The organism is Arthrobacter sp. B3I4 (assembly GCF_030816855.1).
Classification (GTDB): domain Bacteria; phylum Actinomycetota; class Actinomycetes; order Actinomycetales; family Micrococcaceae; genus Arthrobacter.
This window is the reverse complement of the sequence record NZ_JAUSYK010000001.1, coordinates 1,029,994-1,046,511: the sequence shown is the minus strand read 5'-3', so window position 1 is coordinate 1,046,511 and position 16,518 is coordinate 1,029,994. Positions and strand designations below refer to the sequence as shown.

The 16,518-nt window shown below is 67.4% G+C and carries 16 protein-coding genes; 4 read left to right on the top strand and 12 right to left on the bottom strand.

What is annotated here, in order from left to right:
* Positions 1 to 26 precede the first annotated feature (26 nt).
* The 7 genes from QFZ61_RS04900 to QFZ61_RS04870 all read right to left on the bottom strand — a co-directional run bounded on the left by QFZ61_RS04900 (position 27) and on the right by QFZ61_RS04870 (position 8,091).
* Entirely contained in the window at positions 27 to 425 is a 399-nt protein-coding gene (locus QFZ61_RS04900; RefSeq protein WP_307033834.1) for a hypothetical protein, read from the bottom strand.
* A gap of 265 nt (positions 426 to 690) precedes the next feature.
* Positions 691 to 1,125 (bottom strand): heat shock protein transcriptional repressor HspR, encoded by a 435-nt coding sequence (locus tag QFZ61_RS04895; protein ID WP_307033832.1) that lies wholly within the window; start codon positions 1,123 to 1,125, stop codon positions 691 to 693.
* 10 nt (positions 1,126 to 1,135) lie between these two features.
* On the bottom strand, positions 1,136 to 2,122 hold the full coding sequence (locus QFZ61_RS04890; protein ID WP_307033830.1) for a DnaJ C-terminal domain-containing protein: 987 nt from the start codon (positions 2,120 to 2,122) through the stop codon (positions 1,136 to 1,138).
* Between the two features lie 169 nt (positions 2,123 to 2,291).
* The gene (locus QFZ61_RS04885) at positions 2,292 to 2,939 is read right to left on the bottom strand and encodes a nucleotide exchange factor GrpE (RefSeq protein WP_307033828.1); all 648 of its coding nucleotides are present in this window, start codon (positions 2,937 to 2,939) and stop codon (positions 2,292 to 2,294) included.
* A 2-nt stretch (positions 2,940 to 2,941) separates the two neighbouring features.
* Entirely contained in the window at positions 2,942 to 4,801 is a 1,860-nt protein-coding gene (dnaK, locus tag QFZ61_RS04880; RefSeq protein WP_307033826.1) for a molecular chaperone DnaK, read from the bottom strand.
* Between the two features lie 368 nt (positions 4,802 to 5,169).
* Positions 5,170 to 5,688 (bottom strand): hypothetical protein, encoded by a 519-nt coding sequence (locus tag QFZ61_RS04875; RefSeq protein WP_307033824.1) that lies wholly within the window; start codon positions 5,686 to 5,688, stop codon positions 5,170 to 5,172.
* A 189-nt stretch (positions 5,689 to 5,877) separates the two neighbouring features.
* Positions 5,878 to 8,091 carry an MMPL family transporter gene (locus tag QFZ61_RS04870; RefSeq protein ID WP_307033822.1) on the bottom strand — a complete coding sequence of 738 codons (2,214 nt, stop codon included), beginning with the start codon at positions 8,089 to 8,091 and terminating at the stop codon, positions 5,878 to 5,880.
* Positions 8,092 to 8,311: 220 nt separating this feature from the next.
* On the opposite strand from QFZ61_RS04870, the gene QFZ61_RS04865 reads away from it, so the two are divergent.
* The 4 genes from QFZ61_RS04865 (at position 8,312) to QFZ61_RS04850 (ending at position 11,113) form a co-directional block, all read left to right on the top strand.
* Complete coding sequence (locus QFZ61_RS04865) at positions 8,312 to 8,812, top strand: MarR family winged helix-turn-helix transcriptional regulator (RefSeq protein ID WP_307033820.1); 501 nt, start codon at positions 8,312 to 8,314, stop codon at positions 8,810 to 8,812.
* Positions 8,813 to 8,893: 81 nt separating this feature from the next.
* The gene (locus tag QFZ61_RS04860) at positions 8,894 to 9,715 is read left to right on the top strand and encodes a methyltransferase domain-containing protein (RefSeq protein ID WP_307033818.1); all 822 of its coding nucleotides are present in this window, start codon (positions 8,894 to 8,896) and stop codon (positions 9,713 to 9,715) included.
* A gap of 122 nt (positions 9,716 to 9,837) precedes the next feature.
* Entirely contained in the window at positions 9,838 to 10,389 is a 552-nt protein-coding gene (locus QFZ61_RS04855; protein ID WP_307033816.1) for a dihydrofolate reductase family protein, read from the top strand.
* Positions 10,390 to 10,489: 100 nt separating this feature from the next.
* Positions 10,490 to 11,113: a LysE family transporter gene (locus QFZ61_RS04850; protein WP_307033814.1), complete on the top strand. Its 624-nt coding sequence runs from the start codon at positions 10,490 to 10,492 to the stop codon at positions 11,111 to 11,113.
* A 73-nt stretch (positions 11,114 to 11,186) separates the two neighbouring features.
* Here QFZ61_RS04850 and QFZ61_RS04845 read toward each other — a convergent pair whose 3' ends face one another.
* From QFZ61_RS04845 to QFZ61_RS04825, 5 genes are all read right to left on the bottom strand, one after another.
* On the bottom strand, positions 11,187 to 12,791 hold the full coding sequence (locus QFZ61_RS04845; protein WP_307033812.1) for a long-chain fatty acid--CoA ligase: 1,605 nt from the start codon (positions 12,789 to 12,791) through the stop codon (positions 11,187 to 11,189).
* 52 nt (positions 12,792 to 12,843) lie between these two features.
* A complete protein-coding gene (locus QFZ61_RS04840) occupies positions 12,844 to 13,299 on the bottom strand; it encodes a MaoC family dehydratase (protein ID WP_307033810.1) in 456 nt (151 codons plus the stop codon).
* Positions 13,300 to 13,377: 78 nt separating this feature from the next.
* On the bottom strand, positions 13,378 to 14,619 hold the full coding sequence (locus tag QFZ61_RS04835) for an acyl-CoA dehydrogenase family protein (RefSeq protein ID WP_307033808.1): 1,242 nt from the start codon (positions 14,617 to 14,619) through the stop codon (positions 13,378 to 13,380).
* A 1-nt stretch (position 14,620) separates the two neighbouring features.
* Positions 14,621 to 15,457: an amidohydrolase family protein gene (locus tag QFZ61_RS04830; RefSeq protein ID WP_307038008.1), complete on the bottom strand. Its 837-nt coding sequence runs from the start codon at positions 15,455 to 15,457 to the stop codon at positions 14,621 to 14,623.
* Between the two features lie 59 nt (positions 15,458 to 15,516).
* On the bottom strand, positions 15,517 to 16,464 hold the full coding sequence (locus tag QFZ61_RS04825; protein ID WP_307033806.1) for an SDR family NAD(P)-dependent oxidoreductase: 948 nt from the start codon (positions 16,462 to 16,464) through the stop codon (positions 15,517 to 15,519).
* Positions 16,465 to 16,518 lie beyond the last annotated feature (54 nt).

The following is a 16,518-nucleotide window of genomic DNA, read 5'->3' as shown; positions in this document are numbered from 1 at the left end:
CCGGCCCGCCGCGCCGCGCTGGGTGCCTAAGCCGCAGCCGGTTCGGCGAGCCGACCGGAGACTGTGTGGCTCCGGAGCCAACTGCCAAGCTGCTTGCCCTTGCCCGTCCACCAGTGGTCGTCACCGGCGTCCGAGTGCCAGCGAAAGATCACGGACACCAGGACAAACACCGCGCCGGCAACCTGCGTCCAGGCGCCCGAGGCAGCGTAGACCAGCACGGTCAGGGCCGTGGCCAGGATCGAGGGCAGCGCGAGGGTGCGGAACACGGTGTTGGCCACGTAGCGGCGGCGGGAACGCGGCACGGACACGGCGCGGACCAGGTCCGAACAGACGCACACGACGACGACCGCCTGGCCGAGCGTGAGCAGGAGCAAGCCCGGCAGGGAGCTCCCGAACACGGCGGCGGCGTGAAGCCGCGAGTTCATGGCCGGCCCGCGCTCATTGCGGACACCGGCGCTGCTGCGTACCGATCAGTGGAGTGAACCATGTGCTGCCCCCCCGACACTTGCACTGGATTGATGCGCGCCCGAGTTCCGCGTGAACGGAAGAACTTCGGACGCGCTGGCTGCCGCCCGGCTGCCACATTACAATCCAACCGGCAGCTCGGGCGCCAGTCACGGGTTGGGGCTACCCGACTTCGCAGCTCCGGCCACTCGAATCCGCGGCGCGGGCACTTTGCGCAGGGGAAAACTACTTGGACGTGCCGGTCGTCCCGTGCGGCCTCCACACGACGACGGCCTGGGAGCGTGCCCGGGGTCGCTGCCCGCGGGATAGGGTGACGACGTCGCCGGCCGCCCCGGCCGCGAAGATGCGGGAATCCAGCGGTTGCCGGCGGCGGCCCAGCTCCTCGGTCAGCTCGGTAACCCGGCGCTGAAGCCCGGCAACCTGGTTCTCCAACTGCAGGATCCGCTTGATCCCCTCCAGCGAGACGCCCTCCTGCGAGAGCCGCTGCACCTCGCGGAGCATGTTCACATCCCGCTGCGAATACCGCCGGGACTTGCCGGGGGCGCGGCTGGGCGAGACGATGCCGAGCCGGTCGTACTGGCGCAGCGTCTGCGGGTGCATGTCCGCCAGCTCCGCGGCCACGGAGATAACGAAGATCGGCTGGTCGAACTCGATGTCCATGGCAGGACTCCTACAGCCGGGCCCTGGCTGCCAGGCCGGCGCGGACGTCCTCGCCGGTGGTGGCCGAGGCGAAAGCCTTCACGGCTTCCTCCGCGTCCTTGTTCAGCTTCTTCGGCACGGCAACGTCGATGGTGACCAGCAGGTCCCCGGTCGCCTTGCTGTGCTTGACGCCGCGGCCCTTGACGCGCAACGTCCGGCCCGACGGCGTACCGGCGGGCACGCGGACCCTGACCTTGTCTCCGTCAATGGTCGGGACCTCGATGTCGGCGCCCAGGGCGGCCTCGGGGAAGGTTACCGGGACGTGGATGCGCAGGTTGTCGCCGTCACGGGTGTAAAAGTCGTGGGGCTTGACGCTGACCGTGACCATGAGGTCGCCGTTGCCGGCCGGACCGTACTGGCCCTTGCCCCGCACACGGACCTTCTGGCCGTCCTTGATCCCGGCCGGGACGCGGACGTCGATGACTTCGCCATCGGGCTCGCGCAGCCCGATGGTGGTGCCCCGGATGGACCCGGCGAAAGAAATGCTGGTGGAAGCGGTCCGGTCGGCACCCTTCTGCGGAGCGCGCTGGAAGGACTGGCCGCCGGCACCGCCGAAGCCACCGCCGCCGAAAAGGTCGGCGAACTCGGGCGGAATGCCACCGGCGGTGCTGTAACCGCCGGAGTGGCGCCCGCCGCCGCCGGTGAACAGGCCGCCGAAGAGGTCCTCAAACCCGGCGCCGCCGCTGGCCGCGCCGGCACCGCCAGGTGCAAAGCGCGCACCTCCGCCCATCGCCCGGATGGCGTCGTACTGCTGGCGCTCGTCCGGGTCGGACAGCACGGAATACGCCTCGGAGATGTCCTTGAACTTCTTCTCCGACCCGCTGTCCCCCGCGTTCGTGTCCGGGTGGTGCTGCCGGGCGAGCTTCCGGTAGGCCTTCTTGATGTCGGCGTCGGAAGCGTCCTTGGCGACACCAAGGATCTTATAGAAGTCCTTGTCGACCCAGTCCTGGCTAGCCAATGGCGTTTCCTTTCAAAAAACAAAGCGTAAGGCGAGATTACCGCGGAGCGGAGCGAGACAAGGGGCCCGGGAGTGGCATCGGGCCTGCTGGAGCCGGGTGGCCGAGGATCGCAGATCCTTGGCCACCCGGCGAAGGGGCGGGGCCCCTTGTCTCGCTTCGCGAAGGTGACTACGCCGGAACGGCCACAATCACCTGGGCCGCACGCAGGACCCGGTCGCCGGACTTGTAGCCCGAGCGCAGGACCTGGCTGACGGTGTCGTTGACGACGTCCGCCCCCGGCTGCTGGATGAGGGCTTCGTGGATCGTGGGATCGAACTCCACGCCGGTCTCATCGATGCGCACCAGGCCGTACGTCTTCAGCGCGTTCTCCAGCTTCGCGGCAATCGCGGCGAACGGTCCGTCCGCGAGGTCACCGTGCTGCCGGGCGGCGTCGACGTCGTCCAGCACCGGCAGCAGGGCGTTCAGGACGCCGATGACGGCCATCTCCCCAGCCACGGCGCGGTCACGCTCGACGCGCTTGCGGTAGTTGACGTACTCGGCCTGCAGGCGGCGGAGGTCGTTCTTCAGTTCCTCCGCCTCCTGCGCGTCGACGCCCTGCGCCACGGAGTCCGCAGCCGGCACATCAACGCTGTTGAGGATGTCCTCAGCCTGGGACAGTGCGTCACCCGAGTCGGGCTCCGCTCCGGCCGGTTCCTGGTCCGGGTGGCGTGCCTGGCCGGTCTTCGGATCAACCTTGCGGTTGTCGTGGATCACCGGCTTCTGGTTTTCGTCCCGGCCCTCGCCTGCGTGCTCTTCTTCGTTACCGTGGTGCGGCATGATTACTTCTTCTCGTCTTCGTCAACGATCTCGGCGTCGACGATGTCTTCGTCGGCAGCTGCCTGCTCGCCGGCCGGTGCACCCTGGGCGCCCGCGGCGCCGTCCGGGGATCCGGGCTGCGCGTAGATGGCCTCGCCGAGCTTGGTCTGCGAAGCCTGGAGCTTCTCAAACGCGGTCTTGACGGCGGCGTCGTCGGTGCCTTCGAGCGCGGACTTGAGTGCGTCGACGTCGGCCTGAACTTCGGTCTTGACCTCTTCCGGCAGCTTGTCGGCGTTGTCGGCGATGAGCTTGTCCACGGAGTAGGCGAGCTGCTCTGCGGTGTTGCGGGTGTCGGTCGCCTCGCGGCGGGCCTTGTCCTCAGCTGCGTGCTCCTCGGCGTCACGGACCATGCGGTCGATGTCTTCCTTGGAGAGGCTGGAGCCGCCGGTGATAGTCATCGACTGTTCCTTGCCGGTGCCCTTGTCCTTCGCGGAGACGTGGACGATGCCGTTGGCGTCGATGTCGAAGGTGACCTCGACCTGCGGCACGCCGCGCGGTGCCGGAGCGATGCCGGTCAGTTCGAAGGTGCCCAGCGGCTTGTTGTCCCGGGTGAACTCACGCTCGCCCTGGAAGACCTGGATCGCCACGGACGGCTGGTTGTCATCCGCCGTGGTGAAGGTTTCGCTGCGCTTGGTCGGGATGGCCGTGTTGCGCTCGATGAGGTGCGTCATGACACCGCCCTTGGTCTCGATGCCCAGGGACAGCGGCGTGACGTCGATCAGCAGCACGTCCTTGCGCTCGCCCTTCAGGACACCTGCCTGCAGTGCGGCGCCGACGGCGACGACCTCGTCCGGGTTGACGCCCTTGTTCGGCTCCTTGCCGCCGGCGAGTTCCTTGACCAGCTCGGAGACTGCGGGCATGCGGGTGGAACCACCGACCAGCACGATGTGATCGATGTCAGAGAGCTTGATGCCGGCTTCCTTGATGACGTCGTGGAATGGCTTCTTGGTGCGCTCCAGCAGGTCCTTGGTGAGGTCCTGGAACTTGGCGCGGGTCAGCTGCTCGTCCAGGTGGACCGGGCCGTCGGGGGTGACGGAGAGGTACTGGAGGGAGACGTTGGTGCTGGAGGAGGAGGAGAGTTCCTTCTTGGCCTGCTCGGCAGCTTCACGCAGGCGCTGCAGGGCGATCTTGTCCTTGGACAGGTCGATGCCCTTGACCTTGAGCTGGTTCAGCAGGTAGTCGACGACGCGCTGGTCCCAGTCGTCGCCGCCGAGGCGGTTGTCACCGGCGGTGGCCCGCACCTGGATGGTGGAAAAGTCGTCTTCGTCCTTGCCCACTTCGAGGAGGGAGACGTCGAAGGTTCCGCCGCCGAGGTCGAAGACGAGGATGAGCTCGTCTTCCTTGCCCTTATCCAGGCCGTAGGCCAGAGCAGCCGCGGTCGGCTCGTTGACGATGCGCAGGACCTTGAGGCCTGCGATTTCGCCGGCTTCCTTGGTCGCCTGGCGCTCGGCGTCGTTGAAGTACGCCGGAACGGTGATCACGGCGTCGGTGACCTTTTCGCCCAGGTACGATTCGGCGTCGTTCTTGAGCTTCATCAGAATGCGCGCGGAGATCTCCTGCGCGGTGTACTTCTTGTCATCGATCGCGACGTTCCAGTCGGTGCCCATGTGGCGCTTGACGGAGGCGATGGTGCGGTCGATGTTGTTGACGGCCTGGCGCTTGGCGATCTCACCGACCAGGACTTCACCGGACTTGGAGAACGCAACGACGGACGGCGTGGTGCGGCCGCCCTCGGCGTTGGCAATAACGGTGGGCTCGCCACCTTCGAGAACGGAGACGACGGAGTTAGTGGTTCCGAGGTCAATACCTACTGCTCGTGACATGTGTTGCTTCCTTCTTTCCTTGGAAACTGCTGGTCCCGGTCATCGGGCGGGTGCCCGGCGACCGGGCCATACCCGGGGATCGAGCCCGTCGATTACGAGGCGCACTCACTTATTGAGCGCTCTGCACTCAACTTTACTCAGGGCGGGTTTGATGTCAAACCAAAGTTGAGTCAGCACCGCTCAAGTCTGCAGATCCTGGGGGCTCGGCGCTGCGGAAGGACGCGAAAAGCCGCAGAAATCTGCGGCTTTTCGCGCAGCAACGACCGGTCCGCTCTCGATTCTGCTGAGCGAGAACGCCCCGGCCGGGCCGCCATCGTGGCTAGTGACGCCCAGCCGTACTAGGCCGTGGGGGGGCTCCGCTGGCGGACTCAGATATCTCCGCGGCCTGCGTCGTTCCGGCCCGTACCGTCCCGACCCGCGTCGTCCCGGCCCAGCTGTTCCGCGTCGACTGGGGTGCCGGCGGCACGCCGGCCCGTACGCCCGCTGCGACCAGCACCAGCAGCCCCCGCGGCGCCGTAATCACCTTCGGGGTACTCGCCCTCCTCGCCCGCGGCGGCGTCCGGACGCGTGACGCCGGCAGCCCCGTAGTCGCCTTCGGGGTAGTCCCCCTCTTCGGTGCCGATGGTCGAGCCGGTGGCAACGCCGGCCTTACCGTAATTCCCCTCCGCATACTCCCCCTCCGGGGCTCCCGCAGGGTTCTCGGTTGCGACCCCCGCGTGGCCGTAGTCGCCTTCGACGTACTGGCCGGCATCGGACTCGAGCCCTGCCGCTCCTGCAGGCTCTTCGGCTGCACGCACCCCGGTGGCCGGCTCCCCGGCAGCCCCTGCCGGGGTCGCGCCGTGGCGCTCGTGCGCAGCTGCTCGGTCAAACTCACTGTTCTCAGACATGTCTGGATCCCTCCTGCAAGCATCGGGCGCCCCCGTGGGCGCAGTCGCAGTCTATCGACCGCCACCGGGAGGCAACAGAGGGCAGCAACAGAGGGCTGCAGCCGAACCCGCAGACACAAACAGCCGCCGTCACCGCGGGCCGGCGGGGGGTACCGGGACGGTGACGACGGCTGGGCATCGGGCTTTCGGTCAGCGGATTCCCGCCTCCGCCGACTCCGGCTCCGGCTCTTGGGGGGCGGGCTGTGTGCGGGCGGCGGCGTCCGTCTCCGGACGGCCCAGCTTGCTCGGCCACCAGATCCGGGGGCCGATGTCGTAGGCCAGGGCCGGAACCAGCAGGGACCGGACCAGGACGGTATCCAGCAGCACGCCGAACGCCACGATGAAGGCCAGCTGCACCAGGAACATAATCGGAATAACGCCCAGGGCTGCGAAGGTGGCCGCCAGGACAACTCCGGCGGAGGTGATCACGCCGCCAGTGACGGCCAGACCCCGCAGGATGCCGGCGCGGGTCCCGTGCTTGAGGGATTCCTCCCGGACCCGGCTCATCAGGAAGATGTTGTAGTCCACGCCCAGCGCCACCAGGAAGACGAAGCCGAAGAGCGGCACGGTCGCGTCTGCCCCGGGGAACCCAAAGATGTGGTTGAACACGACGGCGGAGACACCCATCGCCGCGCCGTAGGACAGCACCACCGACGCGACCAGCAGGACCGGGGCCAGCACGGAACGCAGCAGCAGCATCAGGATCACGAGGATGACGGCGAGGACCACCGGGATGATGGTGACCAGGTCGCGCTGGGCGGTGGTGTTGGTGTCCAGGGCAGTGGCCGTGACGCCGCCGACGAGCGCGCCGTCGTCGATCTTTTTCAGTTCCTGGCGCAGGTCCACCACGACGTTTTCGGCTTCATTGGAGTCCGCCGCGTAATTGAGGGTCGCATTGATCAGGACCTTGCCGTCCCGGACATCCGGCGCGGTGGGCGCACCCGGCGCACCAGGGACAACCGGCGCGCCGCCGGCGCCCAGCAGGTAGGCGTCACCGACGCCGTCGCTGGCCTTGGTCTTAGCCAGCACGTCCTGGGCTTTGGCTTCGTCGGCGACGATGACGGCCGGGCTGCCCGAGCCGGCGTCGAAGTGCCGGGCCAGGGCCTCCTGGCCGTCCACGGCGTTCGAGGCGGTGAGGATGACGTCGGTCTGCGGGACGCCGTTGGCCTTGAGCTGCAGGACACCGGCGGATGCCACCAGGAGCAGCAGCACGGAGGCCACCCACACCGTGCGGGGGCGGCGCGAGACGAGGGATCCGGTCGCCCGCCAAAGGCCCTTCTGGCCCTCAAGGCCGGTGACGAGTTCAGGTTCGCGCTCAGTCTCCGGCAGCAGCTTGGGGCGGAAGGGCCAGAACGCCGCCCGGCCGAGCAGCGCCATCATCGCCGGCAGCAGCGTCAGCGCCGCCAGGAGCGAGCAGAGAATACCGGCAGCCGCCACGGGGCCCAGGGCCTTGTTGGAGTTCAGGTCGGAGAAGAGCAGACACAGCAAGGCAATTATGACGGTGGCGCCGGAGGCAAGGATTGGCTCCCAGGCGGCCTTCCACGCGGTGAGCGCGGCGGCGGTGCGGTTGGTGGTGTGTGTTAGCGCTTCGCGGAAGCGGGCCACGTAAAGCAGCGCGTAGTCAGTGGCGGCGCCGATCACCAGGATGGAGAGGATGCCCTGGCTCTGGCCGTTGAGCTGGATCCAGCCAAGCTTTGCCATGCCGAAAACCAGCAGGATGGCGGCACAGAGCGCGAAGACGGAAGTGAACAGCACAGTGATGGGCAGCAGCAGTGAGCGGTAGACGATCAGCAGGATCAGGAACACCGCGCCGAGGGCCACGAGCAACAAAATTCCGTCGATTCCCGCGAACGCACTCACGAGGTCCGCGGTGAGCCCGGCCGGGCCGGTGACGAACGTGCGCATGCCCTCCGGCGCCGAGGACGTGACCTCGTCCCGGAGCTCCTTGACGACGGTCTTCACCTCATCGGACGCCGCGATGGGAACCACGAATTGCACGGCCCTCGAATCCTTCGAAGGGATCGGCCCGATGACGGCGCTGCCGGCCTGCAGGGCCTCCAGCTTGCCCTTCAGCGCCGCAGCCTGGCCGAGCTGAGCCGGCGTGAAGGCCGAATCGCTCTCAATCACGATCACCGCAGGGATTTCCTTGGAGTCGCGGAACTTTGCCTGCCAGTCCTGCGCTTCGGTGGCCTCGGCCCCGGCGGGGAGGAACGAGGCCTGGTCGTTGGAAGAAACCTCACTGAGCCGGCCGAAGGTGGGGCCGCCGATCCCGGCGATGGCCAGCCACGCCACCACCAGGACGGCCGGCACCAGCCAGCGCAGCCAGAAGGGAACACGGGAGGTGTGCTTGGGTGCGTTTTTCATGACGTCCTTCGGGGAGGGCCTCGGAAGAGTAAGATTGCATCCATCATAGACTATCTCCATCATGGAGATAACCGTCCGGGCTAAGTTTTTAGATTTTTTCCAGGGCGGATGTGAAGACACCGGATCCGCTTGCACCTGCAGTAAACTCCGGAGGGCGCCGCGCGCCGGTCCGGGAGGGCAGTGCGCAACGGCGCCCAGATTGCCGGAAGGGAGGTTGGCCGTGACAGCTGAAACATCGGGACGCCCGGGCGCCGCCGGTCCTCCGCCGCTGGTCCGGTTGCTTCAGGAGTTCAGCCTGGAGGCGAACCGCTACGTGGACGCCGCGGGCGGCAGGAACGATATGCACCGCACCGACCTCAACGCGCTGTCCGTCATCATGCAACACACCGCCAGGAACCAGGTGGTCACCCCCGGCGTGCTGCGCAAGGAACTGCACCTCAGCTCGCCGGCCACTACCGCGCTGATTGACCGGCTGGACAAATCCGGGCACGTGGTCCGGGAACGGCAGGGCACGGACCGCCGGCAGGTCCAGCTCCGGCTGACCCCCAAGGCCTATCGTGACGGCGGGGCCATGTTCCTCCCGCTGGCCCGCCACATGGGTGTCGCCCTCGAGGGGTTCACCCTCGAGGAGCAGGAGCTCGCCACCCGCTTTATGAACGCCATGATCGACGCGACCGTTCGGGCCGGCGAGGAGGCTTCCCGGGGCGGCTCCCCGAATTAGCAGCCGTTTTGGCAGGATAAACCGGCGCCCAGTGCGCGTCAGTTGGGCCGTTTCCGGGCGGGGGCGGCGTAGCGTTTTCCTATGAGCGCCGAGCAGCCCGAAGATGAAGATGTCTACAGCCACGGTCACCACGAGTCGGTGGTCCGCGCCCACGCCGCCCGCACGGCGGAAAACTCCGCGGCTTTCGTCCTCCCGCACCTGACGCCCGGGGTATCGGTGCTCGACGTCGGCTGCGGGCCGGGCAGCATTACCTGCGACTTCGCCACGCTGGTTGCCCCGGGCGAGGTGACCGGACTGGACCGCTCCCCTGAGGTCATCGCCCACGCGAGCGCCCTGGCCGCGGAGCGCGGAATAAGCAACGTCCGCTTTGTCCCCGGCAACATCTACGACCTTGACTTCGAAGACGAAACGTTCGACGTCGTCCATGCCCACCAGGTGCTGCAGCACCTTACCGACCCGGTGGCAGCCCTTCGGGAGATGCGCCGGGTGGCCAAACCCGGCGGGATTGTTGCCGTCCGCGACGCGGACTTCCACGGCATGAGCTGGTACCCGGCGGTCCCCGAGCTGGACGAGTGGATGGAGCTGTACCAGCGGATCGCCCGCCGCAACGGCGCCGAGCCCGACGCCGGGCGGCGGCTGGTGGGCTGGGCGCAGGCCGCCGGGTTCACCGACGTCGCACCGTCCAGCAGCAACTGGCTCTACGCGACCGGCCAGATGCGCCGCTGGCAGGCGCGGGTGTGGGGTGAGCGGGTGCTCCACTCGGCCTTCGCGGAGCAGGCTGTCGAATACGGCTTCGCCAGCGCCGCGGACCTCGCCCGGATCTCCGCTGGCTGGCACCGCTGGGGCTCCACGGACGACGGCTGGTTCCTGATTCCCAACGGCGAGGTAATCGCCCGGGCGTGACGCGCCGGCCGCTTTCCGCTTAGCCGCAGTCCCGGCTCACGGTTTTGATCCCGGAAGCCCATTCCCTCCCTGCCGGTCTGCCGCTAGGGTGCACACAGACACCCTGCAATGAGGAGAAGGTAATGCGAACCGTGACGGCCGGATTGTTCAGTTCCGTGGATGGCGTGGTGGAAGACCCGTTCCTTTGGCAGTTCGACAGCTTTGACGAGGAGCTGGGAGCGGGCATGGGCGAGATGATGAGCCGGATCGACGCCGGACTGCTGGGCAGGGTGGGCTACGAGCAATGGGCGGAGTACTGGCCGAACGCCGAAGCTGATGCGGACTTTGCCGGATTCATCAATCCGCTGCCCAAATATGTGGCCTCCCGGACGCTCACCGGGGACCTGCAGTGGCAGAACTCGCAGCTCATCAAAGGCCCGCTGGAGGAGTTCGTCGCCGACCTGAAGAACCGCGACGGCGGCGACATCGGCGTCTTCAGCAGCATCTCACTGACCCGCCAACTGCTGTTCGCCGACCTGCTGGACAGCCTGATGCTGATCGTCCACCCCGTCGTCGCAGGCAGCGGACGGCGGCTCTTCAACGACGGCGACCCCCTGACCCGGCTCGAGCTCCAGTCATCCCAGCAGACCAGCAAGGGGAACATGATCCTGCGCTACGGCCGCCGCCGGGACTGAGCGTAAGCCTGGCGTCGCCGCGCAGCGGGCCGAGGGCGGGTCAGGGGCCGGCCCTGCTGGACAGCGGACCGGGGCCGGTCGGGAACCGTAAACTTGATAGGTGCAACCTTCCCTTTGGCTGGCTTTGGCTGGCGCCGGTGTCCTAATCAGCTTCACTCCCGGCGCGGGCGCCATCAACACCATGAGCAACTCCCTGAACTCCGGCTTCCGCCGGTCCATCTGGGGCATCCTCGGCCAGCAGGCCGCCCTGGTGGTGCACATCTTGATCGTCGCCCTGGGCGTCGGGGTCTTGGTGGCGAGCTCGCCGCTGGCCTTCAATGTCATCCGCTACGCCGGCGCCGCCTACCTCGTCTATCTCGGCATCCAGCAGTTCCGGCACAAGCCGGACCTGGACCAGGAGAAGGTCGCGGCGCTGCGCAACGAGCCGGCCTTCTCCATGTTCCGCCGCGGCCTTTGGGTGAACCTGCTCAACCCCAAAGCGGTCGTCTTCTTCCTCGCATTTATGCCCCAGTTCATCCGCCCGAACGACCCCTTGCTGCCGCAGTACCTAGTCCTGACAACCACCGTGGTCGTGATCGACATCCTCGTCATGTGGTTCTTTTTCGCCGCCGCGGCCAAGACGTTCCAGCGCTTCACCCACGACGCCCGCGGCCAGCGAATACTGAACCGGACCTTCGGCGTCCTGTTCATGGCCGTCGGCGTCCTGCTGGCGCTCATCCACTAGGCGCCCCGGCGGGCATTCCGGGCCCAAAGTGTACGTTCGCGCTAACTCCCCGGGCCCGAAGTGTACGTTCGCGCTACTCGAGCTGGCCGCCCGCGCCGCTGGAGAGTTTCCGCAGGGCCGTTTTTCGGATCTTGCCACTGGCCGTCCGCGGCATTTCGGCCACGAAGACCACGGACTTGGGGATCTTGTACCGCGCCAGCCGGCCCTCCAAGTGGGCGCGCAGCTGCTCTTCGGTGAGCGCGGCGCCGTCGCGCAGCAGCACGACGGCGCGCGGGACTTCACCCCACTTCTCGTCCGGCACCCCGATCACCGCGACGCTGCCGACGGCGTCAAGCTCGGCAATCGCCTGCTCCACCTCGGCCGGGTAAATGTTCTCCCCGCCGGAGATGATCATGTCCTTGAGCCGGTCGGAGATGAACACGAAGCCGTCCGAGTCCTTGTAACCCACGTCGCCGGACTTGAACCAGCCGTCTTCGGTATAGGAATCAGCGGTGGCGTCCGGGCGGTTCCAGTACTCGCGAATCACGTTGGGCCCCTTGATCTGGATCTCCCCGACGGTGCCGGGCCCCACCGGCCCGGCCTCTGGATCCGCGGGATCCGCCACCCGTACGTCGGTGAAGAAGTGCGGCAGGCCGGAGGACCCGGCTTTGTCCCGGGAGCGTTCGGCTGGCAGCGCGGTGGCACCCGGAGCCGTCTCGGTCATGCCGTAACCCAGGGAGAAGCGCAGCCCGCGCAATTCGTAGGCTTCCAGGACCCGCATGGGCACCGCGGAACCGCCGCAGGTGAGCTTGTTCAGCGAACTAAGGTCGGTGGCGTCCCAGTCCGGGTGCTCGCACAGCATCTGGTAGGTGGTGGGGACCCCGCTGATGATGGTGGCACCGTGCCGCTGGATCAACTCCAGCGTGCGGCGCGGATCGAATTTGGGTTCCAGCACCACGGTGCCGCCTTTCAGGAGGGTCGGCAGCACCCCCATGTCCAGCGAAGCCACATGGAACATCGGGGAGATCATCAGCGCGACGTCCGTGGAGGAGAAGTCGAAGTCCACCAGCACGTTGAGGCAGTTCCACGTGATGTTGCCGTGCGTGAGCAGCGCCCCCTTGGGGCTGCCGGTGGTGCCGGACGTGTAGAGAATCAGGGCGCCGTCATCCAGTTCGACGGCGACATCCGGCGCCAGCGGCGAGCCGGACGCGAGGACCTCCTCGAAAGCCTCGGCCGATGCGCCCTCATCGCCGGCGGTGACGAAAGCACCGCCGTCGTCGGCCGTCCCGCCGTCGTGCGTGCCATCAGCGACGACGAGCCGGGCCCGGACGGGCGTTTTCGCCGCGCCCCGCTCTGCGAGCCCGCTGAGCGCTGCCGCATGGACCAGCAGCACGGCGCCGCTGTCCTGGAGCTGGAACTGGATTTCCGGCGGAGCCAGCCGGGTGTTGAGCGGTACGAAGACCGCGCCGAGGAGCCCGGCGGCGAACAGCGTTTCCAGAAAGGACGGATCATTCTCGCCGAGATACGCCACCCGGTCGCCTTTGCCCACCCCGCGTTCCCGGAAGGCGTTGGCCAGCCCGGCGGCGCGCCGGGCGAGGTCTGCGTAGCTGAGCTCGCGGGTCCCGGCAATGACGGCGGTCTTCGTGCCCGACTTCGGGCTGCGCCGTTGCAGCCACGAACCGATGCCAAGATTCTCCACAGCAAATCCTTTCTAGGAAGACGGTAAGGCCTGCAGGACCGATCGGCGGGGCTTACCTGTAGAAGCGGGCGAGGAACTCGGCGACGACGGCGGGCCGTTCCTGGCCCTCGATCTCGATGGTGTTGGAAACCTTGATCTGGGCACCGCCCTTGACCTCGGTGACCTCGGCGATGGTGGCCTGCATGCGGATCCGGGAGCCGACCTTGACCGGCGAGGTGAACCGGACCTTGTCCAGGCCGTAGTTCACCTTCGTGGTGACGCCCTCGACGTCGAACAGCTCGCCCCAGAACGGGATGATGAGCGAGAGGGTGAGGAACCCGTGGGCGATCGGGGCGCCGAACGGCCCGTCCTTTGCCCGTTCGACGTCCACGTGGATCCACTGGTGGTCGCCGGTGGCGTCGGCGAACTTGTTGATCTGGTCCTGGCTGATCTCACGGTATTCGGTGGTGCCGAGGTCGGTACCGGCGAGGGTGAGCAGTTTGTCGAAATCGACGACGAGGTTGGGCATTTTAGGCTCCTGGTAGTGGCGGGATAAGGGGACGGCGGCGGGGCCGGCAGTGCCGGGTCCGCTGCCGGGTTCAGTGGGCTAGCGGGTGAAGGCGCTGTGGCCGGTGAGGGCGCGGCCAACGATCAGGGCGTTGATTTCGTGTGTGCCTTCGTAGGAATAAACCGCTTCCGCGTCCGCGTGGAAACGGGCGACGTCGGATTCAAGGGTGATGCCGTTGCCGCCCACCACCTCGCGGGCCAGTGCGACGGTTTCGCGCATCAGCAAGGCGGTCTGCATTTTGGCCAGTGCGGAGTCCTGGTCCCGATAGATGCCCTTGGCCTGTTGTTCGGTCAGCCGGACCACCAGGGACAGGGCCGAGGTGACGTTGCCGAGCATCCGGGCGAGTTTCTCCTGGACCAGCTGGAAGGACCCGACCGGCCGGCCGAACTGCTCGCGCTGCGTGACGTACCGGCAGGCTGCTTCGAAGGCGCCGGCGGCTAGGCCCGTTGCGATCCAGGCGACGTCGGAGCGCATGGCTCTCAGCATCGCGGCGACGTCGCGGAAGGAGTTGACGTTCTGCAGGCGCATCGCTTCCGGGACGCGGACGTCCTCGAGCGTGATGTGGGCGTTCTGCATCATCCGCAGCGCCGTCTTGCCGTGGATCTTCTGCAGCGCCACCCCGGCGGACCCGCGGTCCACGAGGAAGCCCTTGACCTGCCCGTCCGCCTCGTCGCGGGCGAACACCGCCAGCACGTCGGCGCCGGCCGCTCCTCCGATCCAGCGCTTGGCTCCGTTGAGGACCCATTCGTCGCCGTCCCTTCGGGCGCTGGTGGAAAGGCCACCGGCGATGTCGGAACCGGATCCGGGCTCCGTCAGCGAGAAGACCCCCTTCAACGAAAAATCCAGGACTTTCGGCATCCACTCCGCCTGCTGTTCCGGCGAGGCGCCGACCCGGATGGCGGTCCGGAACAACCCCGCCTGGGCGGTGTAGTAGGTGGCTAGGGATCCGTCGGTGCGGGCCAGTTCGAAGATCCGGAAGCCGTGGTAGATCCCCCGGGCCGGGGTCCGTTCCTCGCCCGGGGGCCCGGCCAGGTCCGCCGGTTCCATCAGGTCCAGGTCAATCAGCGGCTGGGCAAGCTGGTCCGGGAATTCCCCCCGCTCCCAGTAATCGGCCAGCAAAGGCCGGGCCTGTTCGTCCAGGAATGCCCGCAGCCGGCCCAGCACCCGGCGTTCGGGGGCCGTGAGCAGTGATTCGGCGTCGTAGAAGTCGCAGCCGGCATAGAGTCGTTCCTCCTGGCCGTTTGTCCGGCCGGCGGCGGCAGTGGCGGTGTCCGCGCCCATCTCAGCCCTCCAGCCTGAGCAGCCGGACGGCGTTGGCCTTGAGGATCTTGGGCCGGACCTCGTCCTTGAGCGGCAGGTCAGCGAAGGCGCCTAGCCACTTCTGCGGGGTGATCAGCGGGAAGTCCGTGCCGAACAGCACCTTGTCCTGCAGCACCGAGTTGGCCATCCGGACCAGGGACTCCGGGAAGTACTTGGGCGACCAGCCGGACAGGTCGATGAAGACGTTGGACTTGTGCGTGGCGATCGAATTCGCCTCGTCCTGCCATGGCACCGAGGGGTGCGCCATGATGATCTGCAGGTCCGGGAAGTCCGCGGCCACCGCGTCCAGCAGGAGCGGGTTGGAGTAGGCGAGTTTGATGCCGTAGCCGCCGGGCAGGCCGGCTCCCATACCGTTTTGCCCGGTGTGGAAGATCGCCGGCAGGCCCAGTTCCTGGAGCGCTTCCCACAGGGGGTAGAACTGCTCGTTCGAGGGATCGAAGCCCTGCAGGCTGGGGTGGAACTTGAAGCCGCGGGCGCCGAGGTCCACGGCCTGGTGTTTGGCGCCCTGGATGGCCTCGGTGCCGGTGCGCGGGTCCACGCTGCCGAATGGAATCAGCACGTCGTTGTTCCGTGCTGCCCCGGCGATGAGCTCGGGAATGCTGTTGGGCTCGTGCTTGAGCTGCGTGCGGGCATCCACGGTGAAGACGACGGCAGCCATGTTCAGTTCGCGGTAAATGTCCGCAATCCGGTCCAGCGACGGCGTCCGTTCCTCCGCTTTGAAGTACTTCGCGGAGGCCTCGGTGAGTTCAGCCGGCAGGGAACCGTGCCCGTGGCCGTCGATCTCAAGGTGGACGTGCATGTCGATCGCTGCGAGCCCGGCCGCGTCGATCCCGAGTTCGTAACGTGCGGAAGCCACGGTTAGCCGGCCTTCGCAGCGGTACCTGAAGGTTCGGGCTTCAGCTCCTCCGGCAGCGGCAGGAACTCCTCCCCGACGCTTTGCAGCTTGTCGCCGAAGAGTGTGCCGAAGTTCTCCACCAGATCCTGATAGCCCCAGCCGCCCTCGCGGTACTCGGTGGCGGCCGCCTCCGGGTGGGTCCAGAGCTGGAGCCGGTCGCCGCCGGCGCCGATCGCCTGCCCGGTCACTTCCGCGGCGGCGTCGGAGGCGAGGAATGCGACCAGGCCGGCAACGTCGTCGGCGGTGCCGAAGCCCAGTTCGTGGCGGAAGAAGGCCGGCATGGCCTCGCCGCGTTCGTCCGCCTCGACCGCTTTCTGGAAGTACGGGACGGTTTTGGTCATGGCGGTCGCCGCAACGGGGATAACGGCGTTGACGGTCACGCCGGCCTTCTTCATCTCCATCGCCCACGTCCGGACCATGCCCACGATTCCTGCCTTGGCGGCGGCGTAGTTGGTCTGGCCGAAATTGCCGCGCTGGCCGGTGGGAGAGCCGATGGTGATTATGCGGCCGGCAATACCGTTCTCCTTGAAATAACCGAACGCTTCCCGCGCACAGGTGAAGGTGCCGCGCAGGTGGACGTTGATGACGGCGTCAAAATCGTCATCTGTCATCTTCAACAGGCTCTTGTCCCGGAGGATCCCGGCGTTCGTGACCAGGATGTCGAGCCGGCCAAACTCGGAGACTGCCGCTTCGACCAGCTGCTTGGCGACGTCGGAGCTGCCCACCGGGGCGACGACGGCTGCTGCCCGGCCGCCGTCGGACTTTATGGTCCGGACGGCTTCGTCGGCGACGGACGCATCCACATCGTTGACCACGACGGCGGCGCCCTGCCTGGCCAGCTCCCGGGCGTAGGCCAGGCCCAGCCCGCGGCCGCTTCCCGTGACGATTGCTACTTTTCCTGCGAGGCTCATCGCTGCTCCTTTGCTAGCTGACGGATTCACCCAGCGCTGTGGCATGGATGCTGC

Coding starts and splice junctions, on each gene's coding strand:
- QFZ61_RS04870 (WP_307033822.1), bottom strand. CDS start 8,091: ATGAAAAACGCACCCAAGCACACCTCCCGTGTTCCCTTCTGGCTGCGC.
- QFZ61_RS04885 (WP_307033828.1), bottom strand. CDS start 2,939: ATGCCGCACCACGGTAACGAAGAAGAGCACGCAGGCGAGGGCCGGGAC.
- QFZ61_RS04855 (WP_307033816.1), top strand. CDS start 9,838: ATGCGAACCGTGACGGCCGGATTGTTCAGTTCCGTGGATGGCGTGGTG.
- QFZ61_RS04860 (WP_307033818.1), top strand. CDS start 8,894: ATGAGCGCCGAGCAGCCCGAAGATGAAGATGTCTACAGCCACGGTCAC.
- QFZ61_RS04825 (WP_307033806.1), bottom strand. CDS start 16,464: ATGAGCCTCGCAGGAAAAGTAGCAATCGTCACGGGAAGCGGCCGCGGG.
- QFZ61_RS04900 (WP_307033834.1), bottom strand. CDS start 425: ATGAACTCGCGGCTTCACGCCGCCGCCGTGTTCGGGAGCTCCCTGCCG.
- QFZ61_RS04830 (WP_307038008.1), bottom strand. CDS start 15,457: ATGCACGTCCACCTTGAGATCGACGGCCACGGGCACGGTTCCCTGCCG.
- QFZ61_RS04875 (WP_307033824.1), bottom strand. CDS start 5,688: ATGTCTGAGAACAGTGAGTTTGACCGAGCAGCTGCGCACGAGCGCCAC.
- QFZ61_RS04895 (WP_307033832.1), bottom strand. CDS start 1,125: ATGGACATCGAGTTCGACCAGCCGATCTTCGTTATCTCCGTGGCCGCG.
- QFZ61_RS04835 (WP_307033808.1), bottom strand. CDS start 14,619: ATGGGCGCGGACACCGCCACTGCCGCCGCCGGCCGGACAAACGGCCAG.
- dnaK (WP_307033826.1), bottom strand. CDS start 4,801: ATGTCACGAGCAGTAGGTATTGACCTCGGAACCACTAACTCCGTCGTC.
- QFZ61_RS04840 (WP_307033810.1), bottom strand. CDS start 13,299: ATGCCCAACCTCGTCGTCGATTTCGACAAACTGCTCACCCTCGCCGGT.